The sequence below is a fragment of the Deltaproteobacteria bacterium genome (genome assembly GCA_018668695.1).
GTDB lineage: Bacteria > Myxococcota > XYA12-FULL-58-9 > XYA12-FULL-58-9 > JABJBS01 > JABJBS01.
This window is the reverse complement of record JABJBS010000334.1, coordinates 1-16611: the sequence shown is the minus strand read 5'-3', so window position 1 is coordinate 16611 and position 16611 is coordinate 1. Positions and strand designations below refer to the sequence as shown.

Here is a 16611-nt window from a genome sequence, read left to right as displayed (position 1 = left end):
CAGATTGCCTAAAGGTTTACCGGAGCGCCACCGTTATCAAGGCTGGTTTGTGCAGCCTCTAACGCGCGAACAACTCTTAGGCCGCTGAGCCCGTCAGACAATGGTGCTGTCTTATTCTGAATCGAAGTTAGAAACTCTGTGGCTTCCAACCCAAGCGGCTCGAACTGATCGAGTTTAGGAATCAGGATGTCACCCGTTCGATAAGATAGCTGAAATTCACCAAAAGTTTCAGGGTCTTTATATTGGACACCCCGGTCGAATATTTTGACCTTTTCAATGGATTCGGTGTCATCATAGACGACCATTTTCTTGGACCCAACCACGGTTGTTCGGCGAAGCTTGGATGGTGCTAACCAGCTGACTTCGATGTGCGCTACAATCCCTGATTCGAAAGTCGTCGAGATAAATGCCACGTCGGGGATACCTTTTTGAACAAATGTTCCACCCGTAGCGGTGATGCATTTAGGCTCTTCGCCAATCCATGAAAACAGAATTGAGAAATCGTGTGGCGCCAAGTCCCAGATAACCGAGACGTCTTTTTGGTGGAGCCCCAAGTTGACACGCATACTTGAAACGAAAAACACGTCACCCAAATCGCCCGAACTAATCAAGCTTGAAATCTTTCGGACTGGTGGGCTGTATTCGAAGGTGTGGCCAACCATGAGGGTAAGGCCTTTTTTTGCAGCCATGTCGACCAGTGCTTCAGCCTCCTTCACAGAGGATGCCATCGGCTTCTCTACAAAAACGTGCTTACCGGCTTCCATGGCTTTCATAGCGAGCTGATAGTGGGTGCCTACGGGCGTGGCCAAAACCAATGCGTCAACGTCAGACTCAAGTACCTGCTCGAAGCTTTGAGTCGCACGAATGCCGGGGAAGCGTGATTTGATTTTCTCAAGTCGTTCAGCATCCCTCTCGCAAACCCAAAGTTCACGGCAAAGAGCATTTGCTGCGAAGTTTCGAATAAGGTTTGGGCCCCAATACCCGGCTCCAACGACTGCTACAGAGTACTTACTCATGACTGTTCCTTCATGTGGGCGGCAATTACACTTGCGACTTGCTTAACTTGAACTTGGGTCATTCCTGGAAACATTGGCAAGCTTAGTCCGTGACTAGCAACACGTTCCGAGTGAGGAAATGAACCAACACCGTGACCAAGATCTCCGTAAGCGGGATGAAGATGAATAGGTGTCGGGTAATGAAGGCCGCAACCAATCTTGTTCGCTTTGAGTTCAGCCATAAGGCTGTCCCGGGCTGGCACCTGAATCACAAAGAGATGAAAGACATGCCGTCGACCCGATACAACCGTAGGCGTTACGAGGCTCTCGATTCCAGCCAAGGCTTCTAGGTACCACTCGGCCGCTTGGATCCTGGCATCATTCCATCCCCGTAGGTGGGGCAGCTTAATGCTCAATGCACCAGCCTGAATGGAGTCCAGGCGACTGTTTACGCCAGCAACCATGTGGTCTGTTCGTGTGGTGCGGCCGTGATTGGCGACCAGCCTTGCCTTCTCCAGAAGCTCTTCATCATTGCTCACCAGTGCCCCGCCGTCGCCCAACGCTCCGAGGTTTTTGCCTGGGTAAAATGAAAAGCAGCCGAATGCACCGAAGCTACCAACTTTGCGTCCTTCGATTGCCGCGCCATGTGCTTGTGCGCAATCTTCAACGACAGCCCAACCGCGTTTGTCGGCGACCGCCATAATGGCAGTCATGTCTGCAGGTTGGCCATAAAGATGAACCGGGATAACAGCCTTGATAGCCTTGGATTCCAGTTTCTCGAGCGCCACGGGATCCAGGGTGTGACTGTCAGGTGTGACGTCAACCAGGACGGGCTTCGCGCCGACCATGGATACTGCCTCAGCCGTTGCAATGAAGGTCTGAGCAGGAACGACAACTTCATCGCCCGGTCCAATGTTTAGGGCCCGAAGAGCGAGCATGATGGCATCCGTGCCATTGGCTACGCCTAGGCAATGCTTAACCTCGCAAAATGATGCAAATTGGTCTTGAAAGGTGGCAACGTTTGCGCCGCCGATAAAGCCACCGGTGGCAACCGCATGGGCAAACATTTTAGTCATGTCATCCGCTAGCGGAGCATGTTGTGTAGGTAGGTCGAGAAATGGAACAGGTTCAGACATCGTGCATTCTCCTTCAAGCCCCCCTGGACTAAATCACCAGGGCTTCGCGTCGTTACTGGCGTCAGTACGCATTGGGAGAAAGGAAGCCACCAAAAATTGTTCTTAACAAGATAACGATATCCAACCGGACCGACCAGTTCTCAATATAATAGAGATCCAGTTCAACCCTTTTGTGGATACTGGTGTTGCCTCGCATCCCGTGCACCTGAGCCCAGCCGGTCATGCCTGCTTTCATCTTATGTCGCAAGGCGTACCTCGGAATTTCTCGCTTTAAATCCTCGACAAAGCACGGCCTTTCGGGTCGAGGGCCAACCAAGCTCATCTCGCCTCGAAGCACATTCCAGAGCTGCGGCAGCTCGTCGAGGGACGTTTTTCGGAGTATCCGGCCGACACTTGTACACCGTGGATCTCCGCTCACCGCCATGGTTGCGCCGTCACTCTCAGCGTCTTGGCGCATGGTTCGAAATTTGTACATCTGGAAACGGCGACCGTCGAACCCGACGCGCTCTTGCGAATAGAAGACTGGTCCACGAGATGTGAGCTTTACGAGCGATGCGATGAAGCCAAATATTGGCAATATAAGTGCGACGCCGGCTGCAGTCAGCGAGAAGTCGAAGAGCCGCTTGAGTACTTTATTCCAGCCCACCTGCGGCGTCTCTTGAAGATTAATAACCGGTACGCCACCAAAATCCTCGATACTTCCACAAAGGGTCGCGTGTTGGTAAATGTCTGGAATCAGGCGAACATCAACAGTGTGCTGAGTCATAGAGGCCATGATCTCGGGCATTACACCGAGCTGCTCGATGGGCAGCGCTATCAGAACCTGGTCCGCTCCAGTTTCTTCAACCATCGTTGAGAGTTCCGTAAGGTCTCCGAGTACCGGTACGCCTTCTAAGGTGGTTGCGGTTAATTGGGTAATCTCGTCCAATGCGCGTCGGCGTGGACCGGCCTTTTCTCGAACCAGCCCCTTTACGCGAACGCCCAGCTGAGGCTGTCCCTGGATCAGCCGGATAGCATCGGTTGCAAGTGTGCCAGTCCCAACAATGATGACGTGGCGCAGATTGTAACCTTTTCGGCGGATCCGTCTTAGGACAAGCCGTAAAGCCGTTCGGCTGGCGGACACGCCTATAAACGAAAACATAAGCCAAAAGCTTATAACTAATCGTGAATACCGAACATCTCGTATAAAATACGTTAGCGTGACGACCGCGAAAAACGAGTAAAGCGAGGTTTTGAATATCTCAAAAATCTCAGACGCTAGGCTCTTTGCACGATGACTAACGTAGAATTGGCCAAGATACGCGAAAAGAACCCAGGTGCTAACCGAGAAGCAGCCGACCCAGATGGTTTCGCGAGGATCTGAAATGGTCTCATAGGGAATCAGGTCTGGAAGTGAGAAACGGAGTGAGTACGCCAATACAAAAGCGCCTGCCACCGCCGTGGCATCGTTAATCACCTGGAATAGCTCGAAAGTTCGTGGGTATCGTTTCAGCATGGTGTTATCACTAGAGCAAGTTCCGGACCAAAGCGTGGCCGTGAACCGTTATTAAAAGTTCGGTTGGCATGACTGCACGTCCAACCCGGGATTCCGTTTAGAAAACCCGCCCCTAACGCCTGAACCGAGAACCAGCAACACAAAAAAAACCTATTTTGAAGCCTATGTACGGCCAATGGACATCACGATTTCCGACAAGTTTGTTGAATATTACAGAGTCTACTGACATTTTTGTCGTGTCTAGTGAACGGAAGTGCTCAGTAATGTTTGGATTTCCTGCTTTATAGAGCTGCAGAAAGCCTCTCGGGAAAATCTCTTCGCGTACCCCTGCATTAGGGCCGAATCAAAAACCCCCTGACTCCAGTGGGTGTCGAGCTTGGCCACGGCTTGCCCGAGCGAAATTATTGTAGGCTCGGAGAATAGGACGCCCACGGGTTGGCTCACATTACCTCCAACGGTCTCCAATGCACCGCCGGCGGCAAAGGCGACTACGGGGCAACCGCATGAGATCGCCTCAGCGGGTACAATGCCGAAATCCTCTACTCCGCAAAAGAGAAGACCTTTCGCTTCACGGTAAACTTCCCGAAGATCCTCATTGCTAACGTGACCGACGAAAGAAACGGTTGGCCCTGCGTGCTTCTTGAGAGCATTCACCGCGGGGCCAGTGCCAACAACTTTTAAATCCAAGCCTTCTCGGGTGGCCAGTTCAACCGCGAGCGCTGTGTTTTTATAGCCAACTTGCGCCCCCACGACGGCGAGATAGTCCTTTCGCGCTTGGGCGCCGGGTGTGAAGAACTTCGTGTCCACGGGAGGGTAAACTGTACCCGCTTCCCTGCCCCATGACTGCCTGATTCTCTCCGCTACGAAGTTTGAGTTTGCGATAATACGGTCGGGACGCTCGGCGCTGGCCCTATCCCAAACCCTAAGAGCCGCAGCCGTAGCTTCAAAAGCCGGTCTCATGATGGTGCCAAGGAGGCCCTTGGGTTGGTATTGTTTTCGCTGGTCCCAGATGTAGCGCATAGGCGTATGCACATAACTTAAGTGCTGAGCCTTACCGGTGATGATGCCCTTGGCGACGCAATGGCTGGTTGAAACCACAAGGTCAAAAGACGTGAGGTCGAATTGTTCAATGGCATGAGGAAAGATTGGTAGATAGCGCCGGAAGCTGACCGGGGATCCCGGCAAGCGCTGGATGTAGCTCGTCCGAATATCTCTTTGTTGCAATTCGAGATGGATCTTGGGCCTGTCCAGGACCAGTGTGTAAATAGGTGCCTCAGGAAAGAGTCGGGCAAGCTCCAGCAACACTGCTTCACCGCCTCTATGGGCGACCAGCCAATCGTGGACCAGCGCAACCCTCATTAGAGTTCGTACCTAAACGCTAAGCCAAGCATCGCATCGAGAGCACCACGGGAATACGGGTCGGACTCATTGACGCCTTTGCGAACAGTAGCCGAAACCTCGACGAACCTGCTGACCCGCATAGATGCAGCGGCAAAGATGAATTCATTGCGCTTATCGAGCGTAAAGAGGCCCTTAGCGCTGTCTATATTGCGAAGGTGGTACGCGAGATAGAAGTCCATCGTCTTGGTGGTTTTGGGCCAGTAAACATCCTGCACTCGGGCGGTCACCATGAAGTTTCGGCCGGAGTAGGTTTGCAAGGCATCTCCAAATGTCCCGGAGTCCTCGTAGGAGGCCATAACGCTGAACCGCCTAAACAGGTGGTATGTTAGCTCCGTGTAGAACCCCCACCTGGATGGGTCCGACTCAAGCTCGTTGAGTAAATCCAGCTTGGTCTCAGGAGCAGTGTCCTGCATGGTGTCTGAGGGTGCAGCCAATCGACCAAGTTTGTAAGTCGTGTCAAAATAGGATGGGATAAAAGATGGTTCACTGATTCGAAACTCAAGGCGCCCACGCAGGATATGGGTGGATGTACTTTCAATGTTTGAGCGAACAAGTAATCCGAGAGCTCCGCCTGCGCTCGATCCTCCCGTATAAAGCAGTCCGGATACGTCAGCGTAAGCCTTCATGTCCAAAGACCCGCTCTTGTAGAATTTGAATTCTGCATCAAAGCCGATTCCGTGGACACTACCGAAGGACTCCTGAGCAACTGCTGTGTCGGCCATAGGCGCCCCAACATCTCCAGCATAAGTAAGCGCCAGGGACAGTCTTTTGAGCAGAGCGTTGTCTGTGCCGGCCAGAACCGACGGCCTCAAGAAGAACAAGCCGCCAAACACCCTCGGCACGATGAGGTCATCTATAAATAGTTCAAAGCCGCCAAAGCCGAGATACCCATCGAAGGCCAACGATAAGGCATCTGCCTCCAACGTGTACTCAGGTAAAAAAGCAGACCCAACATTAGGGGTAAAGAACCTCATCAGCTGGCCGTGACCGAGGCTGCCCGATAACGTTCGACTTAGCTCGACGTAAAGATTTGATTCTTTTTGGCCAAACTTTATGCCTCGAATGAGTTTTGTGTAGTCTCGAGGCTTGTCCCAGCCGGCCTTGAAGACCTCGGAAAACGTGCCCTCATAATTTGCCACAGGAATATGGAGCGGCACCCCTATATTGAGGGCCAAGGCGTTGTCGTGACCAAAGTAGGTGAATTCTGGCGCAATGACAAAAGCATAACTGCCGGCCATGTGTCCGCCGCCGAGCCGCACACCTATCGAGGTTTCCTCGGTTGCCACCAGCGATGGCCCGACGCCTGTGATGGTGCCCTTAATGAAACCACTTGAAAGCTGCATCGGCTTCTGTTCACCGGCATGTTCCCTGAGGGTATCGCCCGACTCGCTTAGGCCTATTGAGTCGAGAACATCCGGTTCGCCCATGCTTGGGTCAGCAAGCCCGAGTTCAAGCAAAACGGGGTCCACTCCGCCTGCTTTAGCAGAACCGTAGAGCCTGCCTTTTCGGTAGCGCCCGATTTTATCGCTGAAGCGCCCGGGCTTTAAGCTAAGAAAACGTCGTGCTCCCGCAAACCGTGCGCTGTAGTACCTTGATGTTAAACGGTCGTAGGTGACTTTCCCTTTACCCCGTGCGGCGTGGATAAACTCGTTATCGCCCACATACATGCCAACATGCGTAATCTTTTTAGTCCCAGGTTGGGTCACGAAGAAGAGCAAGTCACCAGGCGCTAAGCGGCTACGTGGAGTTTTTACACCGACTCGAAATTGATCCCGCGAAACTCTGGGTAAATCGTACCCGTGGCGAGCATAGACGGCGTTAACAAACCCGCTACAGTCGAGGCCACGCCGGCCCACTCCGCCCCAAACGTAGGGTGTTCCGAGAAAGCCCCGGGCCGTATCGAGCAAAGTGTCTGCGGATGGCGCCCTTGAGCGCGGGGTGAGCCGAAGGGTGTCAGGCCGCCACAAGAGACCAACCCAGTGACGCGTGCCTTGATTCAGCTTGAGTTCGTAAAGAGGATCGTCAACTTGCTGGGTTTGTGTGACGCATTTAAGCTGATCAAGATTCTCGATAGGATGGTCGAGGCTCCAAGCCAGCGCTGCCTGGATGGCCAGGGTTATGACAATACCATTCATAGTCTGTTGCTCAATTCATCACTGGGTAATTGACCCAGAAGCCAGCCAACGCCACTGAAAAACATCAAGGCGACAGATTGGTGGTAAAAAACATCGTGCGTGAGGCCGATAATCCAAAACGAGGCAAGATAGAAGACCAACGATGCATAGATGCTCCGATTTGCCGATCCAAGATTTGTGTCGCACGCACGTTGAAAGGCTTTAACGAAGATTATGACCCATGATGAAACCAGTATGAGCATGCCGCCTGCGCCACACTCGGCCCACCATGCAAGTAGAAGATTGTGGGGATAGGTTCGTATATGAAACGCTGGCATGACCTGGTCGTAATAGCTTGCGACTACTTTTGAGTAATTCCCAAGACCAACGCCACCCGGATAATCTTGGATCACATGAAGTGCTTGGCCCCAGATCATAGACCGGATGCCTGTTGAGCTACCCATGGAACTTGGCAACACAAGCTGTCCATTGCTCTGCAAATACAAGACTGACCCGGCACCCACCAACGAAGCGAATAAAACGGGTTTTCTGACTTGCTTAAACACGCAGTAACCGGCAGCAACGGTGCCTACGAAGCAAGCACCCCAAGAGGCTTTCGCGAAAGTGCCGGCCAGGCAAACCGTGAAAAGCCCCGCGGCAAACCACGCCCATCCTGCCTGTCTGCCCTTCGTTAAGCCAAATGGGACGACCAGGCCGATGGCAAGCACCAACACATGGGCCATCTTTAATCGATGAAAGTAAAATCCAGCAGCCGCCATGGAATCATACGCGCCCGGTACACGTGCCTGACTTGCGATAGAGGAGTCCGCTCGCACCATAAATGCAAGATCGTGACTGCTGCTGTACCATTGGTAAATCCCAAGCAGAGCCCCGGCGCAAAGCATAATCATCAGAAGCTGTTGAACCCTGGCTAACGAACGCGGTGGCAACGAGCGAACCGATAGGAAAACTGCGGGAGCTGCGAGAATGGGCGTGTGGCGAAAAATCTCAGACGACTTTAAAACACCTAGCCCCGATATCGAAATCATCAAGATCCCGACAACAAACCAAGCAAGCCAACCATAAAACCATACGCCCGCCAAGCCTCGGCGCAGCTCGGTCCAGTCAATGCTGTAGCGTCGCAGGAAACAAAAAAGAAAGACCAGCCCCATGCCAAGCAGCGCGATTCCCTCTCCAAGGGGTATGGCGAATGCCAGTAGCATCAAAGCGAGAATATGCCCTTGTTCGCGTTGCTGGAATGTCATTGGCGCGCGCTCGCTTGAATACCCTGAAGGATAAAATTCCCTCGGACCCGTATCCGACGCAGCGGTTGACGGATCGATTCATCGATCTCAACCACGGCTGTGCCAAGCTGCTCGTTGCAAAATGAGGACCCATAAATACCTGCAGACTTAGAAGGCCCGTCGCAGTGATATCGGTGCCACGTATTGCCTGCATCTAAGAACTCGAACGCAAAACCATTTCGAGCTTGGCCCATGAGACTAATGCTTTGAACATTTTTGGAAGGCGGTTTTGGCAAATCCACGGTAAACGAGTCGCCGTAGCGATTCACGGACATGATGGCTCTTTGCCCCGATCTTAGAACCATGGGCTTGAGTCCACCACTGGCACCACTAACGCGAACCGCGCTTCGTTCTGCTCCAGCTGGGCCCACGAATGTTGTTTCGGCATTCCAGCCAGCCCAGTCTTCGACTCCTTTGGCTTGACGTCCCTTCACGCGTTTCCAGCGCCATAGATTTAGAGCTGAATGGGCCGCGCCGAGTTTGACTGCTCGGTGCGTCGCCATTGAAGCTTCGTCCCAGAGGCCCGCCTCGGCGAAAAGATCTGCCGCCAACCTCACCTGCTTAGATGACTCAGCACGTAATAACTCGCGACCACCCTGTTCTGGGAACTTATGGAGCAGTGCCCGGCATACCGTTTGAGTTCGCGTATCTAAGTCACTCGTGCCGCGCCTAAAGTCATGCCGCGATTGTTTGCAAAAATGTCTGAGTCTCTGAGGGCCTACGTTTTGATTCAATGCAAGCTCGACCCACCGCTGAAGTAAATCGTTATTGCCACGGACCATAGCCGCTTCAAGCTGCATCAATGAACTTTCGCCATCGGCTTCGTCCTGCTGGCGTGTCATTGGAGCCACAATCAGCGCGGCGATGACCAAGACCGCGGCGACGGGCCAGCGCCCGCCACGCATTGCGGATCCCCAGCTCCCGCCGCTTACTCCCATAACCCAAATCATGTGGGCGTATGAGCTGATGAGCGTGCTCTGGTCCCAATCTAAAGAGGCTGTTAGGACAAGCAAAACAGGCAAGAGCGTCGCTGCGACTGCCAAGGCAATGAAAATACTCATTTTGCGAAATGCGGTGGGTATGAGAACCATTGCGAGAATCAAGGCAATGAGACTGCCTCCAATTCCTATGTTTTCTGGGAACCACTGCTCGGCCGCCCAGGCGCCGATGGCTGCGAACGCAATACTTAGACCGCCAACTTGCATCAGGGCACTAGCCCTTCTTGATAAACTGCGACCGTTTGTTGCGCCGTCCTCGTTAAAGTTCGCTCAGAGGCGGCTGCAATGGCTCCAAGGGAAAGCACTCTTCTTAGCTCAGGATTGTCTCTTAGGCGTAAGAGTAAGGCAGCCAGATCTTGTTTTGAGCCACGGCTAAACAAAAGGCCTGAGTTTTCGTTTTTAAGTATCGAGCATGCGCCGGGTGTGTCGGACGCAATGACAGGTATGCCACACGCCATGGATTCAAGGAGACTCAGAGGCTCCCCTTCCCATAAACTACTCAATACGAATACGTCGAACGAAGGTAGAATTTCGGGGACATCGTTACGGCTTCCAAGGAAGTGGCACTGAATACCCGTCGAATGAGCCAGTTTTCGCAGCTGAGCCTCGAGCGGTCCGTCGCCGACAATTACAATATGGGCGCCTTCCACTTCCGTAGCGGCATCCAATAACAGGTGCACAGCCTTTTGTTCGACCAGCCGGCTTACCGTCCCTACAATAAACGCTTTCTCTGGCAGGTTAATTCTTTTACGCGCTTCGGCCTTGTTGCCCGGCTTGAACAACTCGCCGCTGACGGCATTCGGGATATAGGCCTTAGGTGTCGCCGAATTCGAGTGCAATTGCGATAAGGCTTCCAGGTCTTGTTCCGAGACTGAAGCAAGAGCGGCAAGCTTTCTCATAGAAAACCATTCAACGGCTTTCATTAGAAGATTTTTCGGCAAGGGTTGAGTATCCCGAAATGAGATTCCGTGGGCGGTGTAAACCACGGGGCAATATTTATGAATGGATGCCAATGCGCAATAGAATGCGGCACGGGTGCCGTGCGCATGAACAAGGGTTGGTCCAATTTCAGCAATCGTCGAAGCGAGCTGCTTGGCTATTGTGATGTCTAGCCGACTGGTCATTAGGTCTAGGCCGTAAACCTTAAATTCTTGGGTGCGCGCCAACTCGGCCAATACTGAATTAGGCTGCGTAATTAGGCATGACTGGACCTCTAGCTTCGCAAGTTCAGGCAAAAGTCCGACAAGGTAAGTTGCCCCACCTCCCGGTTCACCAGATGCCATGATATGAGCTACGTGCATAGGGCCCCATATAAAGCAGGGCTCGAGAGGGCAAGCCGTTTAGGGTCGCCTAACTCGCTTACGCAGCTCGCTCCATGCTGGCATCAGTATTTTGGCTATCTTGGTTCCATGCTCACTGAAAAAGAGACGCTGGCTGTCTCGATAGTGGCTCTTGGACGCCTGGGGTGCGGTTGATGCGCAGGCGCCTCTATGGTGGATTAATGTCGTGGAATTACTAAAGGCTATTCTGGCGCCTGAAGCCGCGGCTCGAAGGCAAAAATCGATGTCCTCAAAGTAGAGGAAATAACGTTCATCAAAGCCATTAAGCGCATCAAAAACCCTTTTATGGGTAAGTAGAGCGGATCCAGCAACCCAATCGACGGAAGAAGATGGCCGCTGTACCTTATCGAGAAGCCAATAAGCCCATTTCTTTTCTTTATCCCAGCCATCTTGAAGCAACTTTCGAAAAAGTTCCGGCACGACACCCGCCGACCAACCAACTGATAACTGCACCTGGCCGTGGCTATCGACTTGTTCCAGGCCCATGATTTCGGCCCCTTCATTGCGAAATTCATGTTCGAGCTTGGCGAGACTGACTCCCTCGAGCAACGTGTCTGGGTTCAGTAAGAAGAATATATCACCGCGAGCTGATGCGGCCGCACGGTTAACACCGGCCGAGAAACCGAGATTTTCTTCTAGGAATACCCAAGTGACTTCTGGGAACTCTTCGCTGAACGCTGCCCTGGCTGAATCATTAAGTGACCCGTTATCAACCACAACAACATCCTCGGCGCCGTTCAGCGACCCGAGGCAATGAGTGAGCAGATCAGGTCGATTGTAATGAACGATGAGGATACTGATCATGCGCTTGCGGCATCCTTTTTAGTGAAATACGCCCAGGCAAGCCAAAAGCTTAGCGCCACTTCCGGTATAAAAAAGAGATTATTGGTCATATCATGGAGGATGAATGCTACGGCCATGGCCAATAATGCGGGCTGTTCTTTACGCTGTTTGAAGGCATACCAAAGCATTGAAACATAGAGTGCGATGAGGCCCAGGGCGGTGAGTAAACCATAAGACGCGGCTGCATAAAGGATGGAATGGTGTGGGCTATGAATCACGGCACTTGTTTGTAGGCTTAGCTCCCGGGCAGCAGTGAGATAGTGACCGTCGCCGACACCTAACCAAGGTGCGCTTGCTGTCACGCGTAAGGCATGCCCCCAGAGATCTAGCCTATCCGTGGTTAGATTAAGGAATCGTGCTCTAATGGGCTCGTAAGCCAGTACGGTGGCTAAAGAGATGACCACACCAGCCAGCAGGGTTTTGATTTTTCCGCTGAAAGACATGAAAACAGCTAACCCGACTAACGCCGCCAGCAAGCTCATCCTAGAGCCGGAGGCCAATATTCCTAAAAGAATCAAGGAAACAGCGGGTAATAAGAAACGCGGCCGTTTCGCGAAGCGGTCGGCCACAACGAAAAGACCGATGACAAGATACGCTGAATAGAAGTTGGCCCGATTGAGGAACTCTTCACCAGCCGGCAATACTCCGCCAAAAGTGCCCTGAGCACGCGCCCAACCGTCTGCCGGGAAATGACCTGGAGGATAATCAACAACACCCAACCCTAAAGGACCGGGTACACCGATGAGTACTGCCACGACGCCAATGCTGGCTTCAGTGAGAACAACAATCGTAAAGACTCGTCCAAGCAACGAGATTTCTCTATCATCAAAAAAGGAGGTTATTCCTAGACCGACCGCCGCGTAAAGCAGCATGCGGCCAAGCGTTCGTCCGCTTACGCCGACTCCAAATGTTTCCCAATGCCCAATGCAATGGGACCCAAGCATTCCGACGCCGAGCGCCAGAAGCACCCACCAAGGAAATGGAGTAACCGAATGCGTATCGGCGTTCGACATTAAGAGCCAGCAGGCTCCAGCGCCACCCAAGATCGGTAAAATATCACTGGTGTTGATTGGGCCCACCAAAGGGGCCCACGGAATCAGAACACTAACTGGTAGAAGAACCAGCAGATAAATTGATAATGACTTCATGCCTAAACAGCCGCCGTCAAAAGAACGCCACAGAGCCTTGCGGACACCGTGGCCATTTATCAACCTGTTCGGTCTTGTCCAACTTCCCAGCCCATAAAGGCATCAAGTTCGTGCTCTTCACTTACTTCATGCATCTTTGTTAGACCGGAAACCTCAACCTGTCGCACACGTTCGCGCGTCAGATTCAAAATGGCACCAACTTCTTCCAGAGTAACACCACCACGTTCGGCGATATCAAGGGCGCAGGTCTCTTCGAGTTCCCACGGTTCCAAGTCTGGAAAATTCATCTTAATGGAGCCCGTCTCCGGGTTAACATCAAGATAGAGATGGTACTTACAAGCCACAAACAAACAAGGTCGTGGTCCTGTTGCACATTCAGACCGTTTCTCTGGTCTGTCGTACGGTATAATCTCGAGCAAATCGCCGGCTTTTTCACGTCTCTTTTGGTTCCGCTGCATTTCACGACGTGAAATCGTTTTCGGCTTAGCACGGCCTCGCAGTCCAGATGTCCCCCCGGACGTGACTGTCGACTCCTGCTGCTTCTCGGCACGCGCATCCCTTGAAGCTCTTATAGCCATAACCCCTCCTAAGTGTAGCTGAATCCTCCGCAAACCCAGCTGGTAAGGTAACCCCCTTGCGGGGTCGTTCTATTATTATTTCGTTAGGCAGTATTCACTGCAGATCAAGACACCTATTATTATCCGCCATCACCACCGCTACGCAGACGATTGGCAAGCTGCTCGAGTTCTTCGATTTGCTTGTTGAACGCCTTGCTTTGTTTATCCAGAGATTTCAAGAGACCGCTGCGATGCCTAGCATCACCCTGCTTGTCGATTGCTTCGGCAAATCGGGCTGCTGTCTCCTGAACCACTCTGCGAAGTGCATGAACCTCCCCAACGAGTCCAACACTTGTGTATCGAATTTCATCCAGTGTCGCGCCCGCCGCCAGCGTTCGCTTAATCTCGTTCACTAAACCGATGATAGAAACGGGATAGACACCACTTGAACCCTTGTGCTTGCCGCGAGTACCCACTCGCCGAGACTTGGGTAAAAGATTAAGCTGCACGTATTTGCGCAGCGTAGCCTCACTGAACCGCTCACCTTTACCTTGAAAGATGTCCACAATAGTCGAAGAACTCACGCCAGCTTCATGCTGTCGCTCTAGTTTTCGAATCTCTGCTGTGGTCAGTAGTGCCATGAAACAGACGGTATATTGCATGGAGTCTATCGTCAATAATATTTCTAATATATCGTTTCAGTATATTTGAAAACCGAGGACGAGATGAACTCAAGTACCTAATATTGCTCAATGTACATGCTTGTTAAATATTTTTAAAATAACGCAAAAAACTCAAAAACCTTACAGTTTTCATTTTCGGAACGAAGCCTGATTCCATCAAAAAGAATATTTTCAATAGAAAACGGAGTCAGGCAAGCCAGCACCCAGATGGTCGCTTCACCAGAGAAGCCAATGGGCTGGCTGAGCACTGCGCCCTGCGTATATGGCCGTGAGGATAGCTCGTCGACGAGCCGGTCTTGAGCCCCGCTCTTCGTAATCAAATACCCCCAGTGCAGTGGTCCTCTCCACTTTGGGACGGCCAGGATCTCTTCACTTGAGGTAATCAGGGTATCCCCTATCAGCCTCCTGGAGCCTTCTCTAGGTGACCTGACTTTTAACTCAAAAATTTGGGATGCCGGGGCCGCCATCATCAAGCGACTGCCCTTGGTTAGGGGTGTCCCTGCCCTTGTTCCACGGGCACTTAGAGAGGGCTTTCGTTGGGTAGACGCCGGATCTGGGGCTGGATGTAGCGGAGCTGCTGCGAGCTCTATAGGGGTAGCTATTTCTCGTTTTGGGGCCGCAGGCTTCTGCGTATATGCCTTCTTGGCTTTTCTTCTCGGTTTTAAAGGCGCTTGTTTCGTGACAGATCTTGCGGACATTGCCTGGGGCGCGGCTCCTCGAGCACCCATCGTAGGTTCTTGGTCCGGGCTAATCTCTTTTAATTCAGTTCGCTCAACACTGGGGCTTGCCAGCCTTAAAACGCCATCAAGCTGAGGCGAGATTTCAAAAGGGTCCGATCCGGGCTGATCGAAGGTCGTCCAGAATATCCCAATAACGGCGCAAAATAACGCGAATGCTGGTGACCACGACCGAAGAAACTCGGACCATCCCGAAGCTGCCTCCCCTTCATGGTCTATTCGGCCGGCGAGCCGGCGAGCAAATTGCTCAGGTGGGCGCTCTGCCAGGAAGGCCTCCGTTGAGGACCGAAGCACGGCGACACGGGCAGCCAAACTCGGGTCACCCTCTAGGGCTGCTTCAATCTCAGAGTTCTTCGGATCCGGTAAATCCCCAGCAACGAAACGCTCGAGGATGATATCAGTATATGAACTCATGCCCTGTCTCCACTGTGTGCGCGTCGGTTTTCATCGGTGACCCTTCGAAAGTTTTTGAGCCTTTTCACAATGGTACGGCGTGAAAGCCCAAGTGCTTCTGCGATTTCCTCCTGCGTTAAACCATCCACCAAGCTCATGACGCCAATCGTAACGACTTCATCGTCCAGCCCTTGGGTGAGCATGGCTATTTCCGATGCCGCAACAATCCGGGCATCCGGAAGACGCCCGCTTTGGCTTTCGTGATGGTCGTCATAGCTCATTTGGTTTCCTGCAGTGCGTCTACGCCTTAGCTTATCAATCGATAAGTTAGTCGTAATTCGGTACAAAAATGTGAAAGGAGAACTCTCTCTACGGAACTTTTTTCTTCCCCGCCAGAACTGCAGGAAGGTTTCCTGAACAATTTCATGGGCTTCGGGCTCATCTGAAAGAAGAGATATCGCACGCCGAAACAGAGCTGGTCCAAAGCGCCGGTAGAGTTCTTCAATTTCAGCTGATGAGACCATGGTGTGGTGCCAGCCAAAGCATCTATTTTTTCTTGGCTGTCCTCTCGGTGCGCACCGTATCAAACGCAAAGGGAAATACGACCCGTTGCTGTCCGTTTTTAAGGCTCTTTGGGGCTTTGAACGGAATATCTGAGACCGTATCTGCGAGGCATTCCTCGAGTATGGGTGGCCCCCCTCGTGGCTCCATGATGTGCGCCTCCGAGATAAAACCCTTTTTGCCTTCCCAGTCCGCCATAAACTCAACGACCACGACACCCTCTAGGCCTTTTGCTTTGCCTAGAGCGAAGCGGTAGCAGTCTTCAACGTAAGGTCTTATAGCGGTAAGGGCTCGTAAAACCATGAGCCTGGCAGGATCAGGCTTACCTGACTTCATCGCTTTGGCGATGTTTTGTTTTGCCGGGGGCTTCTTTTTCGGGACGATTTCAGGATTGCCAAACACGAACCAGCTGGCGGCTCCAACCACAACCAGGCCTAGGAAAACCCCTGCGGCGCCGCCTCCTTTGCGTTTTGTGGGCGCAGCTTTCTTAGCGACACTCTTCTTCTTAGTGCCCTTCTTCGCGCCACCTTTGGCCTTCGCACGCGAGCGAGCGCGTACTTTGGGCTTGTCTTCCTTGGACACCCAGGAGCCTTTCTATCCAGAACCCTTCAAATGCTTTGCTCTTCCCTATACTAAGTTTTCGTTAGAATCAGGATGAAAGCAAGTAACTGAACGTTTTGAAGGGTCGTACCATGAACGAAAAAGATGCAAATACCGAATGGGACCTCGTTGTCATTGGCGCTGGAAGTGGCGGCCTAGCAACTTCTAAGCGCGCCGCTGGCCACGGCGCCAAGGTGGCCATTATAGAATCCTCTCGAACGGGCGGTACTTGCGTGATTCGGGGCTGTATCCCCAAAAAGCTTATGGTTTATGCGTCACAGCTAGGCCAAGCTCGTGAATTAGCGG

The 16611-nt window shown here is 52.4% G+C and carries 16 protein-coding genes; 1 reads left to right on the top strand and 15 read right to left on the bottom strand.

The features are described from left to right. Positions 1 to 8 precede the first annotated feature (8 nt). The 15 genes from HOK28_18835 to HOK28_18765 form a co-directional block, all read right to left on the bottom strand. Positions 9 to 1016 (bottom strand): Gfo/Idh/MocA family oxidoreductase, encoded by a 1008-nt coding sequence (locus HOK28_18835; GenBank protein MBT6435160.1) that lies wholly within the window; start codon positions 1014 to 1016, stop codon positions 9 to 11. Next, positions 1013 to 2131: a DegT/DnrJ/EryC1/StrS family aminotransferase gene (locus tag HOK28_18830; GenBank protein ID MBT6435159.1), complete on the bottom strand. Its 1119-nt coding sequence runs from the start codon at positions 2129 to 2131 to the stop codon at positions 1013 to 1015. The genes HOK28_18835 and HOK28_18830 overlap by 4 nt, the downstream gene beginning before the upstream one ends. Positions 2132 to 2192: 61 nt before the next feature. Then, complete coding sequence (locus tag HOK28_18825) at positions 2193 to 3626, bottom strand: undecaprenyl-phosphate glucose phosphotransferase (protein ID MBT6435158.1); 1434 nt, start codon at positions 3624 to 3626, stop codon at positions 2193 to 2195. 240 nt (positions 3627 to 3866) lie between these two features. Further along, the gene (locus HOK28_18820; protein ID MBT6435157.1) at positions 3867 to 4985 is read right to left on the bottom strand and encodes a glycosyltransferase; all 1119 of its coding nucleotides are present in this window, start codon (positions 4983 to 4985) and stop codon (positions 3867 to 3869) included. Then, complete coding sequence (locus HOK28_18815; GenBank protein MBT6435156.1) at positions 4985 to 7162, bottom strand: C40 family peptidase; 2178 nt, start codon at positions 7160 to 7162, stop codon at positions 4985 to 4987. The genes HOK28_18820 and HOK28_18815 overlap by 1 nt, the downstream gene beginning before the upstream one ends. After that, positions 7159 to 8406, bottom strand: a complete 1248-nt coding sequence (locus HOK28_18810; GenBank protein MBT6435155.1) for a hypothetical protein — start codon at positions 8404 to 8406, stop codon at positions 7159 to 7161. The genes HOK28_18815 and HOK28_18810 overlap by 4 nt, the downstream gene beginning before the upstream one ends. After that, positions 8403 to 9650 carry a hypothetical protein gene (locus HOK28_18805; GenBank protein ID MBT6435154.1) on the bottom strand — a complete coding sequence of 416 codons (1248 nt, stop codon included), beginning with the start codon at positions 9648 to 9650 and terminating at the stop codon, positions 8403 to 8405. The genes HOK28_18810 and HOK28_18805 overlap by 4 nt, the downstream gene beginning before the upstream one ends. Then, complete coding sequence (locus HOK28_18800) at positions 9650 to 10744, bottom strand: glycosyltransferase (protein ID MBT6435153.1); 1095 nt, start codon at positions 10742 to 10744, stop codon at positions 9650 to 9652. The genes HOK28_18805 and HOK28_18800 overlap by 1 nt, the downstream gene beginning before the upstream one ends. A gap of 39 nt (positions 10745 to 10783) precedes the next feature. After that, on the bottom strand, positions 10784 to 11587 hold the full coding sequence (locus tag HOK28_18795) for a glycosyltransferase family 2 protein (GenBank protein MBT6435152.1): 804 nt from the start codon (positions 11585 to 11587) through the stop codon (positions 10784 to 10786). Beyond that, entirely contained in the window at positions 11584 to 12774 is a 1191-nt protein-coding gene (locus HOK28_18790) for an O-antigen ligase family protein (protein ID MBT6435151.1), read from the bottom strand. The genes HOK28_18795 and HOK28_18790 overlap by 4 nt, the downstream gene beginning before the upstream one ends. A gap of 59 nt (positions 12775 to 12833) precedes the next feature. Beyond that, positions 12834 to 13352 (bottom strand): DNA-binding protein, encoded by a 519-nt coding sequence (locus HOK28_18785; protein MBT6435150.1) that lies wholly within the window; start codon positions 13350 to 13352, stop codon positions 12834 to 12836. Positions 13353 to 13471: 119 nt separating this feature from the next. Next, a complete protein-coding gene (locus tag HOK28_18780; GenBank protein ID MBT6435149.1) occupies positions 13472 to 13993 on the bottom strand; it encodes a hypothetical protein in 522 nt (173 codons plus the stop codon). Positions 13994 to 14106: 113 nt separating this feature from the next. Beyond that, positions 14107 to 15165: a hypothetical protein gene (locus HOK28_18775; protein MBT6435148.1), complete on the bottom strand. Its 1059-nt coding sequence runs from the start codon at positions 15163 to 15165 to the stop codon at positions 14107 to 14109. Continuing rightward, entirely contained in the window at positions 15162 to 15668 is a 507-nt protein-coding gene (locus HOK28_18770; GenBank protein MBT6435147.1) for a sigma-70 family RNA polymerase sigma factor, read from the bottom strand. Before HOK28_18770 ends, HOK28_18775 begins: the two co-directional genes overlap by 4 nt. A gap of 22 nt (positions 15669 to 15690) precedes the next feature. Beyond that, entirely contained in the window at positions 15691 to 16287 is a 597-nt protein-coding gene (locus HOK28_18765; protein ID MBT6435146.1) for a hypothetical protein, read from the bottom strand. A gap of 110 nt (positions 16288 to 16397) precedes the next feature. Between HOK28_18765 and HOK28_18760 the strand changes: the two genes are divergently transcribed. After that, a partial coding sequence (locus HOK28_18760) for an FAD-dependent oxidoreductase (GenBank protein ID MBT6435145.1) occupies positions 16398 to 16611 on the top strand: 214 nt, incomplete at its 3' end.

Coding starts and splice junctions, on each gene's coding strand:
- HOK28_18835 (MBT6435160.1), bottom strand. CDS start 1,016: ATGAGTAAGTACTCTGTAGCAGTCGTTGGAGCCGGGTATTGGGGCCCA.
- HOK28_18830 (MBT6435159.1), bottom strand. CDS start 2,131: ATGTCTGAACCTGTTCCATTTCTCGACCTACCTACACAACATGCTCCG.
- HOK28_18825 (MBT6435158.1), bottom strand. CDS start 3,626: ATGCTGAAACGATACCCACGAACTTTCGAGCTATTCCAGGTGATTAAC.
- HOK28_18820 (MBT6435157.1), bottom strand. CDS start 4,985: ATGAGGGTTGCGCTGGTCCACGATTGGCTGGTCGCCCATAGAGGCGGT.
- HOK28_18815 (MBT6435156.1), bottom strand. CDS start 7,162: ATGAATGGTATTGTCATAACCCTGGCCATCCAGGCAGCGCTGGCTTGG.
- HOK28_18810 (MBT6435155.1), bottom strand. CDS start 8,406: ATGACATTCCAGCAACGCGAACAAGGGCATATTCTCGCTTTGATGCTA.
- HOK28_18805 (MBT6435154.1), bottom strand. CDS start 9,650: ATGCAAGTTGGCGGTCTAAGTATTGCGTTCGCAGCCATCGGCGCCTGG.
- HOK28_18800 (MBT6435153.1), bottom strand. CDS start 10,744: ATGCACGTAGCTCATATCATGGCATCTGGTGAACCGGGAGGTGGGGCA.
- HOK28_18795 (MBT6435152.1), bottom strand. CDS start 11,587: ATGATCAGTATCCTCATCGTTCATTACAATCGACCTGATCTGCTCACT.
- HOK28_18790 (MBT6435151.1), bottom strand. CDS start 12,774: ATGAAGTCATTATCAATTTATCTGCTGGTTCTTCTACCAGTTAGTGTT.
- HOK28_18785 (MBT6435150.1), bottom strand. CDS start 13,352: ATGGCTATAAGAGCTTCAAGGGATGCGCGTGCCGAGAAGCAGCAGGAG.
- HOK28_18780 (MBT6435149.1), bottom strand. CDS start 13,993: ATGCAATATACCGTCTGTTTCATGGCACTACTGACCACAGCAGAGATT.
- HOK28_18775 (MBT6435148.1), bottom strand. CDS start 15,165: ATGAGTTCATATACTGATATCATCCTCGAGCGTTTCGTTGCTGGGGAT.
- HOK28_18770 (MBT6435147.1), bottom strand. CDS start 15,668: ATGGTCTCATCAGCTGAAATTGAAGAACTCTACCGGCGCTTTGGACCA.